Source organism: Acinetobacter sp. ANC 5054 (genome assembly GCF_002135295.1).
Classification (GTDB): domain Bacteria; phylum Pseudomonadota; class Gammaproteobacteria; order Pseudomonadales; family Moraxellaceae; genus Acinetobacter.
In genome coordinates this window covers 40,597-56,979 of the sequence record NZ_NEGG01000005.1, presented here as the reverse complement: position 1 = coordinate 56,979, position 16,383 = coordinate 40,597, and the positions used below count along the sequence as shown (strand labels likewise).

The window sequence follows — 16,383 nt, the reverse complement described above, 5'->3', positions numbered from 1 at the left end:
GGCTTCATTTTTGCAAAACCTTGTTTAGAGCAACAACAATAGGTCTTAGCGCATGAAGTCGCATTTAAAAGTACATTATTTTCAGCATATTGCTGGCGAAGGGTTCGGCAGTTGTTATGAATTTCTGAAAGAACAAAACGCTGAAATAACGGCGACAGAGTTTTTTGCTTTACCCACAGATCAGCCACTCGATTTAGAAGCCTTACCACGTGTGGAAGATGTTGATTTACTGATCATTATGGGCGGAACCATGAGCGTGAATGATGAAGCAAATTTTCCATGGTTAAAAATAGAAAAACGTTGGTTACGTCGTTATTTGGCATTGGGCAAACCTGCTATAGGTTTGTGCTTAGGCGGACAGCTCATTGCAAATGCATTGGGAGGGGCTGTGAGTCGTAACCCAGAGCAGGAATTGGGTTGGACGACTATCCGTAAGGTTACCAATGTATCGAAGGAGTGTTTTATATTGCCTGAGGAATTTAAAGTGATGCAGTGGCATAGCGAGACTTTTGAAATTCCGCGCGGTGCAGTTTTACTGGCAGAAAATGACGTGTGCCGCAATCAAATGTATCAGATCGGAACAAACGTTTTGGGTTTCCAATTTCATCCTGAAATTACACCTGAAGTCCTCGACATGTTTTTGGAAAATGATGATGAGGTAGCAATCTTTTCGGGTCACCATGTACAGCAGCCAACCGAGCTGCGTAAAAGTGCAAAAAGTAAATTTATTCAAGGAAATCAAATATTAAATCAAGCAATCGCATATGTTTTAAGAAAAACAGCATATTGATTAAATCTTAAACAATTGATCTTGCGTATAAAATGAAAAATAAATGAAAAACAGTAAAAGAGATTTGCTTATGCAATAAACAATAGCTATAATGGGCGACCCTTTAATGAAAGGGGGTTAGCTACGAATAAAGTAGTTAACATCGTGACAGTCGCGGCATCGATCGTGACCTTAGTGATAATTCACTGCTCTTGACACTTGCCTTCTTTAAAAAGTGGGGTGAGATGCGTCAAGGGTGATTCTTTATATATTTGGCTTGGAGTTAACTGGTATGTCTAACCAGAGAATTCGTATCCGTCTTAAGTCTTTTGATCACCGTCTAATTGATCAATCAGCTCAAGAAATCGTAGAAACAGCAAAACGTACTGGCGCACAAGTTTGTGGTCCAATTCCGATGCCTACACGTATCGAACGTTTTAACGTTTTAACATCACCACACGTTAATAAAGATGCGCGTGACCAATACGAGATCCGCACTTACAAACGTTTGATCGATATCGTTCAACCTACAGATAAAACTGTTGATGCATTGATGAAATTAGATCTTGCAGCTGGTGTTGATGTTCAGATCGCTTTGGGTTAAGGCTTTCGGTTAATTAACGCTCTAAGTTAATTAGGCCGCTTTTTTAGAGGTTTATGCACATGGCTATTGGTTTAGTCGGTCGCAAGTGCGGTATGACACGTATCTTTACAGATGCTGGTGTTTCTGTACCTGTAACAGTGATTGAGGTTGATCCTAACCGCATCACACAAATCAAAACGCTTGAAACTGATGGTTATCAAGCGATTCAAATCACTACTGGTGAACGTCGCGAATCTCGCGTAACTAACGCTCAAAAAGGCCACTTTGCGAAAGCTGGTGTTGCTGCTGGTCGTTTGGTACAAGAATTCCGCGCTACAGAAGCTGATCTTGAAGGTCGTGAAGTTGGTGGTACTCTTACTGTTGAGTTGTTCCAAGTTGGTCAAATCGTTGATGTAACTGGTACTTCTAAAGGTAAAGGTTTCCAGGGTGGTGTTAAGCGTTGGAACTTCCGTACGCAAGATGCTACACATGGTAACTCTGTATCTCACCGTGTTATCGGTTCTACAGGTCAAAACCAGACTCCTGGTCGCGTATTCAAAGGCAAAAAAATGCCTGGTCACTTAGGTGCGGATCGCGTAACTACACAGGGTCTTGAAATTGTATCTATCGACGTTGAACGTTCAGTTCTAGTTGTTAAGGGTGCAGTTCCTGGTGCTACTGGTGGCGACGTAACTGTTCGTCCTACTATCAAGGCCTGAGGGGAAATAAAGTGAATTTAAATACTGTTTCCGGCTCTGCTGTTGAGTTATCTGAAGTTGCGTTCGGTCGTGATTTTAATGAAGCTCTTGTACACCAAGTTGTTACAGCTTACTTAGCTGGTGGTCGTCAAGGTTCTAAAGCACAAAAATCACGTGCAGACGTTTCTGGCGGTGGTAAAAAACCTTTCCGTCAAAAAGGTACTGGCCGCGCTCGTGCTGGTTCTATTCGTAGCCCAATCTGGGTTGGCGGTGGTAAAACTTTTGCTGCTCGTCCACAAGACTGGTCTCAAAAAGTAAACCGTAAAATGTATCGCGGTGCTATGCAATGCATCCTAGCTGAACTTGTTCGTCAAGATCGTCTAGTTTTGGTTGAAGAGATTGCTGTTGCAGCTCCAAAAACTAAAGAATTGCTTGCTAAACTTAACGACTTGAATGCTCCTCGTGCATTAATCGTTACTGATGCTGTTGATGAGAACTTGTATCTTGCTGCTCGCAATATTCCACATGTAGATGTGGTTGATGCTGCTGCTATCGATCCTGTTAGCTTGATCGCGTTCGATAAAGTTGTTATGTCTGTTGCTGCTGCTAAGAAAATTGAGGTAGAACTCGGATGAACAACGAACGTATCTATCAAGTCCTACAAGGACCTGTATTCTCAGAAAAAGCACAAGTTTTAGGCGAAACTGCTGGTGTTCAAGTTTTTAAAGTTGCTCTAAGCGCTAACAAACTTGAAATCAAAAAAGCTGTTGAGCAACTATTTGGTGTGGAAGTTGTTAAAGTTAACACTACTATCACTAAAGGTAAGACTAAACGCTTTGGTAAAACATTAGGACGTCGTTCTGATGTTAAAAAAGCATACGTCACCCTGAAAGCTGGCCAAGATGTTGAAATGGCTGACTTGGGCGATACCGCTGAAAACGCAGCGGAATAAGGACGAAAATTATGCCGATTCAAAAATGTAAGCCAACGTCTCCAGGACGTCGCTTTGTAGAGAAAGTGGTACATAACCACCTTCACAAAGGCGCGCCATATGCACCGTTGGTTGAAGCTAAAAAACGTACTGGTGGTCGTAATAACAACGGTCACATTACAACTCGTCACGTTGGTGGTGGTCATAAACAGCACTACCGTCTCGTAGATTTCAAACGTAACAAAGACAGCATCCCTGCTGTAGTTGAGCGTATTGAATACGATCCTAACCGTACAGCTCATATTGCTTTATTGAAATATGCTGACGGTGAACGTCGCTATATTATTGCACCTAAAGGCCTTCGTGCTGGTGATCAAGTTCAGTCTGGTAACGATGCTCCAATCCGTCCAGGTAACTGCTTACCACTTCGCAACATGCCTATCGGTTCTACTCTTCACAACATCGAGCTTAAAATCGGTAAAGGCGCACAATTAGTACGTTCTGCTGGTACTTCTGCTCAATTGTTGGGTCGTGACGGTTCTTACGCAATCATTCGTCTTCGTTCAGGCGAAATGCGTAAAGTACACGTTGAATGCCGTGCTGTGTTAGGTGAAGTTTCTAACTCAGAAAGCAACCTTCGTTCACTTGGTAAAGCAGGTGCATCACGCTGGCGTGGCGTTCGTCCTACCGTACGTGGTATGGCGATGAACCCAGTAGACCATCCACATGGTGGTGGTGAAGGACGTAACAAAGGTATTCAACCTGTAAGTCCATGGGGTCAAAAAGCTAAAGGGTACAAAACACGTACCAACAAGCGTACGACTAAGATGATCATTCGCGACCGTCGCGTTAAGTAACAAGTAAAGGAATCTGACAATGCCTCGTTCTCTGAAAAAAGGCCCATTCGTCGATGCGCACTTGTTCGCTAAGGTTGAAGCGGCTATCGCGGCTAATAACCGTAAGCCGATCAAAACTTGGTCGCGTCGTTCGATGATCCTCCCGGATTTTGTTGGTCTAACAATTTCTGTACATAATGGCCGTAACCACGTTCCAGTGATCGTATCTGAGCACATGGTTGGTCATAAACTAGGTGAATTCGCGCCAACTCGTACCTATCGTGGTCACGGTGTTGACAAGAAGTCTAAACGTTAATAGGTGCTATGATGGAAGTAACTGCTAAATTACGCGGTGCCGCTATCTCGGCACAAAAAACTCGTTTGGTTGCAGATCTAATTCGCGGCAAATCTGTTGCGCATGCTCTAAATATCTTGAACTTCAGCAACAAAAAAGCTGCAGTTTTAGTTAAAAAAGCATTGGAATCTGCGATTGCAAACGCTGAACATAATAACAGTTTAGATGTAGACGACCTTAAAGTTTCTACGATCTACGTTGATGAAGGCACTAGCCTTAAACGTATTTTGCCACGTGCCAAAGGCCGTGCAGATCGTATTACTAAGCGTACTTGTCACATTACCGTTAAGGTAGGGGTTTGATATGGGTCAGAAGGTTCATCCAATCGGTATCCGCCTAGGTGTTGTGAAACGTCATAACGCTAACTGGTATGCGAATCCGAAACAATATGCTGAATACTTGCTTAAAGATCTTCAAGTTCGTGAGTTTTTAACTAAAAAACTTAAGAATGCGATGATCAGCAATATTCTTATCGAACGCCCTACAGGCGCTGCTAAAATTACGATTAGCACTGCGCGTCCTGGTATCGTGATCGGTAAAAAAGGCGAAGACATTGAGAAATTACAACGCGAATTGACATCTATTATGGGTGTTCCTGCGCAAGTAAGCATCAACGAAATCGATCGCCCAGATTTAGACGCTCGTTTAGTTGCTGAAGCAATCGCTTCTCAATTAGAAAAACGTGTAATGTTCCGTCGTGCTATGAAGCGTGCGGTTCAAAACTCTATGCGTGCTGGTGCTAAAGGTATCAAGGTTGAAGTTTCAGGCCGTCTAGGTGGTGCTGAGATTGCTCGTACAGAATGGTATCGTGAAGGTCGTGTACCTCTACATACTCTTCGTGCTGACATCGACTATGCTACTATGCGTGCTGAGACTACTTACGGTACGATTGGTGTTAAAGTTTGGGTATTCCGCGGTGAGATCCTTGGTGGCATGAAACAAGTCATGAACCCAGCTCCTGCTGAAGAACGTCCAGCTAAACGCGGTCGTGGTCGTGGTGAAGGTCAAGAGCGTCGTGGTCGTCGCAATGATCGTTCTGCTGAAAAAGGAGAATAATCCATGTTACAACCTAAACGTACTAAATTCCGTAAAGTGCAAAAAGGCCGTAACACTGGTCTAGCACATCGCGGTAGCTCAGTATCTTTCGGTACTATTGCACTTAAATCAATTGAACGTGGTCAAATGACTGCGCGTCAAATTGAAGCAGCGCGTCGTACAATCAGCCGTCGTATTAAACGTGGTGGTAAGATCTTTATCCGTGTTTTCCCAGACAAACCAATTACTGAAAAACCATTAGAAGTTCGTATGGGTAAAGGTAAAGGTTCTGTGGAATACTGGGTTTGCCAAATCAAACCAGGTAAAGTCTTGTACGAAATTGATGGTGTTAACGAAGAACTTGCTCGCGAAGCGTTTACGCTTGCTGCTGCAAAACTTCCGTTTAAAACCACTATCGTGACTCGGACGGTAATGTAATGAAAACTAAAGATCTACGTGAAAAGTCGGTTGAAGAGTTGACAGCTTTGCTTGATGAGCAACAGCTAAACCAATTCCGTCTTCGTATGGCAAAAGCAACTGGTCAATTGGGTAAATCGCACGAAGTTGCACTTACTCGTAAAACTATTGCTCGTATTAAGACACTCCTAACCGAAAAACAGGGGAACGGACAATGAGTGAACAAACAGTTCGCACGTTAACCGGTAAAGTAGTTAGCGACAAGATGGACAAGTCTATCGTTGTTCTTATCGAACGCCGCGTTCAACACCCGTTGTATGGCAAATCAATCCGCCGTTCAACTAAATTACACGCTCATGATGAAAACAATGTTGCTAAAGTTGGCGACCTAGTAAGCATCAAAGAAAGCCGCCCAATTTCTAAAACTAAGTCTTGGACATTAGTTGAAGTTGTTGAAGCTGCTGCTGAGTAATTAAACGTTCTTGCATCATCGGTCAATTTCGAGTACTCTTTGAGCCTTTCGAAATTGCGACCGGTGATGCTCGGTTTTGGAGTAGGGCAATGATTCAAACCGAAAGTATGCTCGACGTAGCAGACAACAGTGGTGCTCGCCGCGTACAATGTATTAAAGTACTTGGTGGTTCACATCGTCGTTATGCTTCTGTTGGCGACATTATTAAAGTTACTGTAAAAGAAGCTATTCCACGCGCACGTGTTAAAAAAGGTGACGTGATGAATGCTGTTGTTGTACGTACAAAATTCGGCATCCGTCGTCCAGATGGTTCTGTTATTCGTTTCGATGATAACGCAGCTGTTATTTTGAACAACAACAAAGCGCCGATTGCAACTCGTATTTTCGGACCAGTGACTCGTGAACTTCGTACTGAACAGTTCATGAAAATTATTTCACTGGCTCCTGAAGTTCTATAAGAGGCAATCATGGCTAAGATTAAAAAAGGCGATCAAGTAATTGTGATCGCAGGTAAAGAAAAAGGCAAACAAGGTACTGTTTTGTCTGTTTCTAATGACCGTGTTAAGGTTGAAGGCCTTAACTTGGTAACGAAGCATCAAAAGCCTAACCGAGCTACTGGCGCTGAAGGCGGCATCGTAACTCAGGAAGCTGAGCTTCATATCTCTAATGTGGCAATTTTTAATGCTACAACCCAAAAGGCTGACCGTGTTGGTTACCAAGTGATTGAAGGCGTGAAAACTCGCGTATTCAAATCTAATGGTGAATCAGTGGCGGTAGCGAAGTAATAGGTTGACTAGGCAATGGCCAGACTTAAAACGCGTTACAACGACGAACTTAAGGCTCAATTAAAAGAACAATTGGGCGTTAAGAATGTGATGGAAATCCCTCGCATTACTAAAATCACCATCAACATGGGTGTTGGTGCTGCATCAGCGGACAAGAAATTGTTAGACGGCGCTCTTGCTGATATGCAAGCAATTGCTGGTCAAAAACCAGTACTTACTTTAGCTCGTAAATCTATCGCTGGTTTCAAAATCCGTGATGGTTGGCCAATCGGCTGTAAAGTTACTTTACGCGGCGAACGTATGTACGAATTCTTAGACCGTCTGATCTCTATCGCGATCCCTCGTATCCGTGACTTCCGTGGTTTCTCAGCGAAATCATTTGATGGTCGTGGTAACTACTCAATGGGTCTTAAGGAACAAATCATGTTCCCTGAAATCGATTTTGATAAGATTGATCGTATTCGTGGTATGGATATTACCATCACTACGACTGCTCGCACCGATGACGAAGGCCGTGCGCTTATGCGTTCTTTCGGCTTCCCGTTCAAATAAGAGGTCGATATGGCTAAGAAAGGCATGATTAATCGCGAATTGAAACGCGAAGCTACTGTTGCTAAATACGCTGCGAAACGTGCTGAATTAAAAGCAATTATCGCAAACGTAAATGCATCAGACGAAGAACGTTTCGAAGCGATGATGAAATTTCAAGCATTACCACGTAATGCGTCTCCAGTACGTCTACGTAACCGTTGTGGTTTAACGGGTCGTCCTCATGGTTACTTCCGTAAGTTCGGTTTAAGCCGTAACAAATTACGTGAAACAGTAATGCAAGGTGATGTACCGGGCGTTGTTAAGGCAAGCTGGTAAGGAGCACTATAAATGAGTATGCAAGATACCGTTGCCGACATGCTAACACGTGTTCGTAACGCACAAATGGCGAAGAAACAAACTGTTTCTATGCCAAACTCAAAGTTGAAAGTTGCGATTGCTAACGTACTTCAACAAGAAGGTTATATCGCTGATGTAGCTGTTGCTGACAATGAAGGCAAAGCGACTTTAACGATTACTTTAAAATATTTCGAAGGCAAACCAGTTATCGAAACTGTGAAACGCGTAAGCCGTCCAGGTCTACGTCAGTATCGCGGTAAAGATGCACTTCCTAGCGTTAAGCAAGGTTTGGGTGTTGCAATTGTTTCTACAAGCAAAGGCATCATGACTGATCGCGCTGCACGTGCTGCAGGCATCGGTGGTGAAGTTATTGCTTTTGTTTCTTAATAGGTGATTCCTCATGTCTCGTGTGGCTAAAGCCCCAGTAACTGTACCTAATGGTGTTACAGTTACTCAGAACGGCCGGCAGGTCGAAGTGAAAGGCAGCAAAGGTACATTGTCTTTCAACCTGCATGCGCTGGTCGAGCTAAAACAGGAAGACGGTACTCTAGTTATTGCTCCTAAAGCTGAATCTAAAGATGCTTGGATGCAAGCTGGTACTGCTCGCGCTGTTCTTAACAACCTTGTAAAAGGTGTTAACGAAGGTTTCGAACGTAAGCTACAGCTTATCGGTGTTGGTTATAAAGCTGCGGTTAAAGGTAACATTGTTAACCTTAACCTTGGTTTCTCACACCCGATCGATTACAACCTTCCTGAAGGTGTAACTGCAGAAACTCCTACTGCAACTGAAATTATCCTTAAATCAGCTGATAAAGCTAAATTAGGTCAAGTTGCAGCAGAAATCCGTGGTTACCGTCCGCCAGAGCCTTATAAAGGTAAAGGTGTTCGTTATTCTGACGAAGTTGTACTTCGTAAAGAAGCTAAGAAGAAATAAGGCGCGAGGTTCTTATGAACGAAAAGAAACAATCCCGTTTGCGTCGTGCGAAAAGCACACGCTTGCACATCCGTGCATTGGGTGCGACTCGTTTGTGTGTAAACCGCACTCCGCGTCACATCTATGCTCAAGTTATCTCTGCAGATGGTGGCAAAGTATTAGCGCAAGCTTCTACTTTAGACGCTACTCTACGTGCTGGTACTACTGGTAACGTTGATTCAGCTCAGAAAGTTGGTGCTTTAATTGCAGAACGTGCTAAAGCGGCTGGTGTAACTAAAGTTGCATTCGACCGTTCTGGTTTCAAATATCATGGTCGTATCAAAGCCTTGGCTGATGCTGCTCGTGAAAACGGCTTGGAGTTCTAATCATGGCTAAAGTTGAACAAAACGAAGGTCTTGTTGAAAAGCTGGTTGCCGTTGATCGTGTAGCCAAAGTTGTTAAGGGTGGTCGTATCTTCTCTTTCACAGCATTAACTGTTGTGGGTGATGGTAATGGTCGCGTAGGTTTTGGTCGTGGTAAAGCACGTGAAGTTCCAGCTGCTATTTCTAAAGCACTTGAAGCTGCTCGTCGCAACATGATTACTGTTGACCTTGTTGACGGTACTGTTCAGCATCCTATCAATGCTCGTCACGGTGCAAGCCGCGTTTACATGCAACCTGCTTCTGAAGGTACTGGTGTAATTGCTGGTGGCGCTATGCGTGCAGTTTTAGAAGCTGTAGGTGTACGTAACGTATTAACTAAGTGTTATGGTTCTACTAACGCTGCTAACGTAGTAAACGCAACTTTTAACGGTTTGCGTGATATGACTTCTCCTGAGAAAGTTGCTGCGAAACGTGGTTTATCAGTAGCACAAATTCAAGGGTAATCAATCATGAAAACGATTAAAGTTACCCAGACTAAATCTGCATCGCACCGCTTGAAAAATCACAAGCTTAGCCTTAAAGGTTTAGGTCTGCGTCGTATTGGTCATACTGTTGAAGTGCAAGATACGCCTTCTAACCGTGGTATGATCAACCAAGTTTACTATATGGTTAGTGTAGAGGAATAAGCCATGACTCTGCGTTTAAATACAATTGCACCTGCAGAAGGTGCTAAGCGTGACAACCTTCGTTTAGGCCGTGGTATCGGTTCTGGTGTTGGTAAGACTGGTGGCCGTGGTGTCAAAGGTCAAAAATCACGTAAGAGCGGTGGCGTACGTCCAGGTTTCGAAGGTGGTCAAACTGCGTTATATCGTCGTTTGCCTAAATTCGGCTTCACTAGCCAACTCGCTTTGAAAACTGCTGAAGTACGTTTATCTGAGCTTGCTAAAGTTGAAGGCGACATCGTGTCTCTTGAAACTTTAAAAGCTGCGAATGTTGTACGTAAAGATATGACTCGTGCTCGTATCGTACTTTCTGGTGAAATTACTCGTGCATTCACTGTTCAAGGTGTTGCATTGACTAAAGGCGCTAAAGCTGCTGTTGAAGCTGCTGGCGGTAAAGTCGAGGAGTAATCCCCAGTGTCTATGACTCCTAGTTCGACAGGTCATGTTAACATGATGAAAGGCCAACCATTTCATGTGAAATATCGTGAAATTATTCGCCGAATGATGTTCCTCATCGGGGCGTTGTTGGTTTTTCGACTGGGAGCACATATTCCAGTACCGGGCATTAACAATGCCGCACTAGAGAATCTGTTCAATGCAAACTCAGGTACTATCCTGGGTTTGTTTAACATGTTCTCGGGTGGTGCATTAGAGCGTATGTCAATTCTTGCTCTTGGGATCATGCCATATATCTCTGCGTCGATTATCGTGCAGTTGATGTCAACAGTTGTTCCTTCGCTGGAAGCTTTAAAGAAAGAAGGCGAACAGGGTAAGCGTAAGATCAATCAATATACGCGCCAAGGCACATTGTTCCTTGCACTTGTGCAAGCGATCGGGATGTGTGCAGGTCTGATTAGTCAAAATATTACATTGACTAGTGGACTTGCTTTTTACGTTCCGGCAGTAACTTCATTGGTTGCTGGTACAATGTTCTTAATGTGGTTGGGTGAGCAAATTACCGAGCGTGGGGTGGGGAATGGTATTTCCATGATCATCTTCGCAGGTATTGTTGCAGGTTTGCCGAATTTAGCTTTGCAATCCTTAACTTCTGTAGATAATGGTCAATCAAGTTTGATTGGTTTAGCAATTTTTGCGCTATTATCTGTAGCAGTATTAGCAGCAATCGTGTTTATTGAGAAAGCGCAACGTCGTATTCCAGTGAACTATGCTCAAAAACAACAAGGTCGTCGTGTATTTACAGCACAGCAGTCTCATTTGCCATTAAAAATTAATATGGCGGGTGTGATTCCTGCAATTTTTGCCAGTTCATTGCTTTTGTTCCCAGCGAGCTTAGGTCAATGGGTCGGTAGTGCAGATCCTGAAGCTGGTATTGTGAAACGCAGCCTACAAGATTTGGCGCTCGTATTGTCGCCTGGTCAACCGATGTATTTGGTGTTATTTGGCGCACTTATTATTTTCTTCTGTTATTTCTATACAGCGCTAGTTTTTAGTCCTAAAGAAGTTTCAGAGAATTTAAAACGCAGTGGTGCATATGTACCAGGTATTCGTCCTGGTGAGCAAACTGCACGCTATTTAGATCATATTTTGAATCGTTTGACTTTTATTGGCGCGATTTACATCACAATCATCTGTTTAATGCCGATGATTCTACAAAGCTCATTTGGTATTCCATTTAGCTTAGGTGGTACGTCTTTACTGATCGTAGTGGTAGTTGTGATGGACTTTATGGCTCAGCTTCAAGCTCATCTCACATCGCATCAATATGACAATCAATCGTTAATGCGTAAAACGACTGCTCATCCGAAAGGATAAGCGCACTTAGAGGTTTCATTATGAAAGTTCAAGCTTCTGTAAAGAAAATTTGTGGTAGCTGTAAAGTTATCCGTCGTAATGGGGTTATTCGCGTAATTTGCAGCGCAGAACCTCGTCATAAGCAGCGTCAAGGTTAATCTGATCAAGACCTGTTGATTTCAGTAGGCTAATTAGGTTATTATCCGCCCCTCAAGATTTTGTCGGGCGGTTGATTATCTTAACTGCCTTTTTGGAGAAAATTGAATGGCTCGTATTGCCGGTGTAAACATTCCGGATAACAAGCATGCTGTTATCTCTCTAACGTATATCTTTGGTATTGGTCGCCACACTGCAAAAGCTATTTTAGCTGCTGTAGGTATTGCACCAACTACTAAGATCCGTGAACTAGATGACGCTCAGCTTGATGCGATTCGTGCAGAAATTACTAAGGTTCCAACCGAAGGTGATTTACGTCGCGAAATTTCCATGAACATTAAACGTTTAATGGATTTAGGCTGCTACCGCGGTCTTCGTCATCGTCGCAGCTTGCCTGTCCGTGGTCAACGCACCAAAACTAACGCACGTACCCGTAAAGGTCCGCGCAAACCGATTAAGAAATAAGATTTCTGGAAGCTAAAAGATGGCTAAAGATACTCGCACACGCAAGAAGGTCACTCGTACCGTCTCTGAAGGTGTTGCACACATTCACGCTTCTTTTAATAACACCATTGTGACTATTACCGATCGTCAAGGTAATGCACTGGCTTGGGCCACTTCAGGTGGACAAGGCTTCCGTGGATCACGTAAATCAACACCGTTTGCTGCTCAGGTAGCTGCTGAAGTTGCTGGTAAAGCTGCTTTAGATTACGGTTTGAAAAACTTGGACGTCCTTGTTAAAGGTCCTGGTCCAGGTCGTGAATCTGCGGTCCGTGCTTTAGGTGCAGTGGGTTATAAAATTAATAGCATTACCGATGTGACTCCAATCCCTCACAACGGTTGCCGTCCACCTAAAAAACGTCGCGTGTAAGGAGAAACATTCATGGCTCGTTATATTGGTCCAAAATGCAAACTCTCTCGCCGCGAAGGGACAGACCTGCAACTTAAATCAGGCGTTAAACCGTTTGATGTTAAGACAAAAAAACATGCTAAAGCTCCTGGCCAACATGGCGGGGCTCGTGGTAGCAAACAATCTGAGTACTCACTACAATTACGTGAAAAACAAAAAGTACGTCGTATGTACGGTGTTTTAGAACGTCAATTTAGTAATTACTATAAAGAAGCTGCTCGTGTTAAAGGCGCAACAGGTGAAAACTTGTTGAAACTTCTTGAAAGCCGTCTAGATAACGTTGTTTATCGCATGGGTTTTGGTTCTACACGTGCAGAAGCTCGTCAGCTTGTATCTCACCGTTCAATCACTTTAAATGGTCGTCGTGTTAACATCGCGTCTATCCAAGTTAAAGCGGGTGACGTGATTGCAGTTCACGAAGGTGCTAAACAACAATTGCGTATTAAAAACGCAGTTGAGTTAGCGACTCAACGTGGCATTCCAGCTTGGATTGAAATTGATCATTCTAAATTGGAAGGTACGTTTAAAGCTGCACCAGATCGTTCTGATTTACCTGCTGAAATCAACGAAAGCTTGATTGTAGAATTGTATTCTAAATAATCCTTGAGGTAGCAATAATGACGCGTACTGCAAATGAGTTTCTAACTCCGCAAGCGATTAAGGTCGAAGCGGCAAGCGGGACCTCGGCAAAAGTTATTCTAGAACCATTAGAGCGTGGCTTTGGTCATACTCTTGGTAATGCTTTACGTCGTATCCTTTTGTCTTCTTTACCTGGCGCTGCCGTGGTTGAAGTAGAGATTGAAGGTGTCGAGCACGAGTACAGTACTTTGGAAGGCTTGCAGCAGGACATCGTCGAGCTCTTGCTGAACCTGAAAGGATTGTCTATTAAGCTGTTCGATCAAAATGAAGCTTATCTGACATTGGAAAAACAAGGTCCTGGTGACGTTACAGCCGCTGACCTTCGTTTACCACACAATGTTGAAGTGGTTAACCCTGAACACTTGATCGGTACTTTAAGTGCTTCAGGCTCATTAAAAATGCGCCTGAAAGTTTCTCAAGGCCGTGGCTATGAAACTTCTGATTCACGTTTCCCAGAAGGCGAAACTCGCCCAGTGGGTCGTTTACAATTAGATGCTTCTTATAGCCCGATCAAACGTGTGTCTTACACAGTGGAAAACGCTCGTGTAGAACAACGTACTGACCTTGATAAATTGATCATTGATCTTGAAACCAACGGTACTGTCGATCCTGAAGAAGCAATCCGCAAAGCGGCAACAATCTTGCAACAACAAATTGCAATCTTTGTTGATCTTCAGAAAGATCAAGCACCTGTTGCTCAAGAGCCTCGTGAAGAAGTTGATCCGATTTTGCTTCGTCCAGTAGATGATCTAGAGCTTACTGTTCGTTCTGCTAACTGTTTGAAAGCAGAAAATATTTACTACATCGGTGATCTTGTTCAACGTACTGAAGTTGAGTTGTTAAAAACTCCTAACTTAGGTAAAAAATCGTTGACTGAGATTAAAGATGTTCTGGCATCGAAAGGCTTGCAATTGGGCATGCGTTTAGAGAACTGGCCACCGGCTAGCCTCCGCATGGACGATCGCTTCGCTTATCGTAGCCGTTAATTAAGTAGGACTATCACCATGCGTCATCGTAATAGTGGTGTGAAATTAGGCCGTACAAGCAGTCATCGTAAAGCGATGTTCCAAAACATGGCGAATTCTTTGTTCGAACATGAGTTAATTAAAACTACTGTTCCTAAAGCAAAAGAGTTACGTCGTGTTGCTGAGCCTTTAATCACTTTAGCTAAAGTCGATTCTGTAGCAAACCGTCGTTTAGCGTTTGCTCGTACTCGTTCAGCTGCAACTGTAGGTAAATTATTTACAGTTCTTGGCCCTCGTTACAAAGAACGTAACGGCGGCTATCTACGTGTTCTTAAAGCGGGCTTCCGTGCAGGTGATGCTGCACCGATGGCTTACGTTGAGCTAGTAGATCGCGAAGTTAACTAATTTCGTGTAGAGCAGCATACGTTGTTCAAAAAAGACCGGTTTTTAACCGGTCTTTTTTATTGCCTGTATCTAATAAATTGTTAGACAATAATTTTTATTGTCCTTAAAAGACAAAAAAATCACATCTTTTTGCACAAACTTGACATTACTCATTGTCAAAAATATGTTTTAATAAATATAAATTAAATGCAGGTTAAAAGAACAAAATGGAAAAGCAGGTTGATATTCTAATCGTCGGTGCTGGTATCTCGGGTGTAGGTTTAGCTGCACATTTATCTAAACAATGCCCAAATCGCTCGTTTGAGATTATTGAGCGTCGTGAAAGTTTTGGTGGTACTTGGGATCTCTTTAAATATCCGGGTATTCGATCTGACTCAGATATGTCGACGTTTGGTTTTAATTTTAAACCTTGGAAAAAGGCCAGTGTTCTTGCCGATGGTTCTTCAATTAAAGGCTATTTATCAGAAGTGATCGAGGAATTTAATTTAAAGCAAAAAATTCACTTCCAACATCGTGTACTCAGCGCAAATTATGATTCAGACACACGTAAATGGTCGGTTGTCATTGAAGATGCTCATAAGAAACAGCAAACATGGATCGCTAATTTTGTCTTTGGTTGTACGGGTTACTACAATTATGATCTGGGCTTCCAACCTGAGTTTCAGAATCAATCAGATTTTAAAGGCACATTCATCCATCCACAGCATTGGCCTGAAAACTTCAATTATGCAGGAAAAAAAGTCGTCATTATTGGCAGTGGTGCGACCGCGATTACATTGGTTCCTGCGATGGCAAAGGGTGGAGCTGCTCATGTGACCATGCTGCAACGCTCACCAACCTACATTGCGTCTATTCCATCTGTTGATATGATTTATGACAAGATGCGTAAAGTGCTGCCTGAAGATCTCGCCTATAAATTAACACGTGCACGTAATATTGGTGTGCAACGTGCGGTATATGCAGTTGCGCAAAAGCAACCCAAACTTTTACGTAAGTTCTTATTGAAGTCGATTGAAATGCAGCTGAAAGGTAAAGTGGATATGAAACACTTTACACCAGACTACAATCCATGGGATCAACGTTTATGTGTGGTACCAGATGGCGATTTATTTAAAATTTTACGTGAAGGCCGTGCTTCGGTTGAAACAGATCAAATTGACAAATTCACTGCAACAGGTATTCAACTTAAATCGAGTAAGCATTTAGATGCGGATATTATTGTGTCAGCGACTGGTTTGAATATTCAAATTTTGGGTGGTATTCAGGCGACGATTGATGGCGAGCCGTTGAATACATCTAAACACATGCTCTACCGTGGTGTGATGGTCAGTGATGTACCAAACATGGCAATGATTATTGGCTATATCAATGCGTCGTGGACGTTGAAAGTTGATATTGCTTCTGAATATATTTGTAAGTTACTCAACTATATGGATAGCCAAGGTTATAACCAAGTGATTCCACAAGGCGATGCAACAGAATTGATGGATGACACGGTGATGGGAAGTTTAACTTCGGGTTATATCGCGCGTGCCGCTGATGTGATGCCGAAACAAGGTAAACATGCACCATGGAAAGTGAGCAACAACTATTTGGCTGATCGTAAAGAACTTAAACATGCGTCATTTGAGGATAGTGTTTTAAAATTTGAAAAAAAGTCAGACCAGCCATTGGTTAAGCCACGATTAGTGTCTTAATTTTTCGGTAAGTGGAATAAGGGAGCTGAGTTGCTCCCTTTTTTTGTGAACATGGCGTCTAGTCTTCGGTAC

At 42.9% G+C, this 16,383-nt stretch carries 29 protein-coding genes and 1 pseudogene; all 30 read left to right on the top strand.

What is annotated here, in order from left to right:
• The first annotated feature begins 52 nt into the window (after positions 1-52).
• Complete coding sequence (locus B9T33_RS06610) at positions 53-790, top strand: type 1 glutamine amidotransferase (RefSeq protein WP_086178149.1); 738 nt, start codon at positions 53-55, stop codon at positions 788-790.
• Between the two features lie 271 nt (positions 791-1,061).
• The gene (rpsJ, locus tag B9T33_RS06605; protein ID WP_000070912.1) at positions 1,062-1,373 is read left to right on the top strand and encodes a 30S ribosomal protein S10; all 312 of its coding nucleotides are present in this window, start codon (positions 1,062-1,064) and stop codon (positions 1,371-1,373) included.
• Positions 1,374-1,432: 59 nt separating this feature from the next.
• Positions 1,433-2,071 carry a 50S ribosomal protein L3 gene (gene rplC, locus B9T33_RS06600; protein WP_086178148.1) on the top strand — a complete coding sequence of 213 codons (639 nt, stop codon included), beginning with the start codon at positions 1,433-1,435 and terminating at the stop codon, positions 2,069-2,071.
• Positions 2,072-2,082: 11 nt separating this feature from the next.
• On the top strand, positions 2,083-2,685 hold the full coding sequence (rplD, locus tag B9T33_RS06595) for a 50S ribosomal protein L4 (protein WP_078189279.1): 603 nt from the start codon (positions 2,083-2,085) through the stop codon (positions 2,683-2,685).
• A complete protein-coding gene (gene rplW, locus B9T33_RS06590) occupies positions 2,682-3,002 on the top strand; it encodes a 50S ribosomal protein L23 (RefSeq protein WP_067762916.1) in 321 nt (106 codons plus the stop codon). The genes rplD and rplW overlap by 4 nt, the downstream gene beginning before the upstream one ends.
• A gap of 11 nt (positions 3,003-3,013) precedes the next feature.
• Positions 3,014-3,838 (top strand): 50S ribosomal protein L2, encoded by an 825-nt coding sequence (rplB, locus tag B9T33_RS06585; protein WP_086178147.1) that lies wholly within the window; start codon positions 3,014-3,016, stop codon positions 3,836-3,838.
• A gap of 19 nt (positions 3,839-3,857) precedes the next feature.
• Positions 3,858-4,133, top strand: coding sequence for a 30S ribosomal protein S19 (gene rpsS, locus B9T33_RS06580; RefSeq protein WP_004281508.1), 276 nt, complete (start codon positions 3,858-3,860; stop codon positions 4,131-4,133).
• 11 nt (positions 4,134-4,144) lie between these two features.
• A complete protein-coding gene (gene rplV, locus B9T33_RS06575; protein ID WP_067762914.1) occupies positions 4,145-4,474 on the top strand; it encodes a 50S ribosomal protein L22 in 330 nt (109 codons plus the stop codon).
• Between the two features lies 1 nt (position 4,475).
• Positions 4,476-5,292: pseudogene (gene rpsC, locus B9T33_RS06570) on the top strand (30S ribosomal protein S3).
• On the top strand, positions 5,232-5,645 hold the full coding sequence (rplP, locus tag B9T33_RS06565) for a 50S ribosomal protein L16 (protein WP_078189276.1): 414 nt from the start codon (positions 5,232-5,234) through the stop codon (positions 5,643-5,645). Before rpsC ends, rplP begins: the two are co-directional and overlap by 61 nt.
• Complete coding sequence (rpmC, locus tag B9T33_RS06560) at positions 5,645-5,842, top strand: 50S ribosomal protein L29 (RefSeq protein WP_004650482.1); 198 nt, start codon at positions 5,645-5,647, stop codon at positions 5,840-5,842. Before rplP ends, rpmC begins: the two co-directional genes overlap by 1 nt.
• Complete coding sequence (gene rpsQ, locus B9T33_RS06555) at positions 5,839-6,096, top strand: 30S ribosomal protein S17 (RefSeq protein WP_086178145.1); 258 nt, start codon at positions 5,839-5,841, stop codon at positions 6,094-6,096. The genes rpmC and rpsQ overlap by 4 nt, the downstream gene beginning before the upstream one ends.
• A gap of 89 nt (positions 6,097-6,185) precedes the next feature.
• Positions 6,186-6,554 carry a 50S ribosomal protein L14 gene (gene rplN, locus B9T33_RS06550; RefSeq protein ID WP_004657680.1) on the top strand — a complete coding sequence of 123 codons (369 nt, stop codon included), beginning with the start codon at positions 6,186-6,188 and terminating at the stop codon, positions 6,552-6,554.
• Positions 6,555-6,563: 9 nt separating this feature from the next.
• Complete coding sequence (gene rplX / locus B9T33_RS06545) at positions 6,564-6,881, top strand: 50S ribosomal protein L24 (protein WP_078189274.1); 318 nt, start codon at positions 6,564-6,566, stop codon at positions 6,879-6,881.
• Between the two features lie 15 nt (positions 6,882-6,896).
• Complete coding sequence (rplE, locus tag B9T33_RS06540) at positions 6,897-7,433, top strand: 50S ribosomal protein L5 (protein WP_086178144.1); 537 nt, start codon at positions 6,897-6,899, stop codon at positions 7,431-7,433.
• A 9-nt stretch (positions 7,434-7,442) separates the two neighbouring features.
• The gene (rpsN, locus tag B9T33_RS06535) at positions 7,443-7,748 is read left to right on the top strand and encodes a 30S ribosomal protein S14 (protein ID WP_067762906.1); all 306 of its coding nucleotides are present in this window, start codon (positions 7,443-7,445) and stop codon (positions 7,746-7,748) included.
• 12 nt (positions 7,749-7,760) lie between these two features.
• Positions 7,761-8,156, top strand: coding sequence for a 30S ribosomal protein S8 (rpsH, locus tag B9T33_RS06530; protein WP_067762905.1), 396 nt, complete (start codon positions 7,761-7,763; stop codon positions 8,154-8,156).
• A gap of 13 nt (positions 8,157-8,169) precedes the next feature.
• Positions 8,170-8,703 (top strand): 50S ribosomal protein L6, encoded by a 534-nt coding sequence (rplF, locus tag B9T33_RS06525; RefSeq protein WP_086178143.1) that lies wholly within the window; start codon positions 8,170-8,172, stop codon positions 8,701-8,703.
• A 14-nt stretch (positions 8,704-8,717) separates the two neighbouring features.
• Positions 8,718-9,068: a 50S ribosomal protein L18 gene (rplR, locus tag B9T33_RS06520; protein ID WP_086178142.1), complete on the top strand. Its 351-nt coding sequence runs from the start codon at positions 8,718-8,720 to the stop codon at positions 9,066-9,068.
• A 2-nt stretch (positions 9,069-9,070) separates the two neighbouring features.
• The gene (gene rpsE / locus B9T33_RS06515) at positions 9,071-9,568 is read left to right on the top strand and encodes a 30S ribosomal protein S5 (protein WP_067762902.1); all 498 of its coding nucleotides are present in this window, start codon (positions 9,071-9,073) and stop codon (positions 9,566-9,568) included.
• A 6-nt stretch (positions 9,569-9,574) separates the two neighbouring features.
• Positions 9,575-9,751 (top strand): 50S ribosomal protein L30, encoded by a 177-nt coding sequence (gene rpmD, locus B9T33_RS06510; RefSeq protein ID WP_004786899.1) that lies wholly within the window; start codon positions 9,575-9,577, stop codon positions 9,749-9,751.
• A gap of 3 nt (positions 9,752-9,754) precedes the next feature.
• Entirely contained in the window at positions 9,755-10,195 is a 441-nt protein-coding gene (gene rplO / locus B9T33_RS06505) for a 50S ribosomal protein L15 (RefSeq protein ID WP_086178141.1), read from the top strand.
• A 45-nt stretch (positions 10,196-10,240) separates the two neighbouring features.
• Positions 10,241-11,560 (top strand): preprotein translocase subunit SecY, encoded by a 1,320-nt coding sequence (secY, locus tag B9T33_RS06500; protein WP_171263597.1) that lies wholly within the window; start codon positions 10,241-10,243, stop codon positions 11,558-11,560.
• Positions 11,561-11,580: 20 nt separating this feature from the next.
• A complete protein-coding gene (rpmJ, locus tag B9T33_RS06495; protein ID WP_000867907.1) occupies positions 11,581-11,697 on the top strand; it encodes a 50S ribosomal protein L36 in 117 nt (38 codons plus the stop codon).
• A 106-nt stretch (positions 11,698-11,803) separates the two neighbouring features.
• A complete protein-coding gene (gene rpsM, locus B9T33_RS06490) occupies positions 11,804-12,160 on the top strand; it encodes a 30S ribosomal protein S13 (RefSeq protein WP_067762898.1) in 357 nt (118 codons plus the stop codon).
• 19 nt (positions 12,161-12,179) lie between these two features.
• Entirely contained in the window at positions 12,180-12,566 is a 387-nt protein-coding gene (gene rpsK / locus B9T33_RS06485; protein ID WP_001040166.1) for a 30S ribosomal protein S11, read from the top strand.
• A 12-nt stretch (positions 12,567-12,578) separates the two neighbouring features.
• Entirely contained in the window at positions 12,579-13,205 is a 627-nt protein-coding gene (gene rpsD / locus B9T33_RS06480) for a 30S ribosomal protein S4 (RefSeq protein ID WP_067762897.1), read from the top strand.
• A gap of 17 nt (positions 13,206-13,222) precedes the next feature.
• A complete protein-coding gene (locus tag B9T33_RS06475) occupies positions 13,223-14,230 on the top strand; it encodes a DNA-directed RNA polymerase subunit alpha (RefSeq protein WP_004650465.1) in 1,008 nt (335 codons plus the stop codon).
• Positions 14,231-14,248: 18 nt separating this feature from the next.
• Positions 14,249-14,614, top strand: a complete 366-nt coding sequence (rplQ, locus tag B9T33_RS06470; protein WP_005012953.1) for a 50S ribosomal protein L17 — start codon at positions 14,249-14,251, stop codon at positions 14,612-14,614.
• 206 nt (positions 14,615-14,820) lie between these two features.
• Positions 14,821-16,311: a flavin-containing monooxygenase gene (locus tag B9T33_RS06465; protein WP_086178139.1), complete on the top strand. Its 1,491-nt coding sequence runs from the start codon at positions 14,821-14,823 to the stop codon at positions 16,309-16,311.
• Positions 16,312-16,383: the final 72 nt, after the last annotated feature.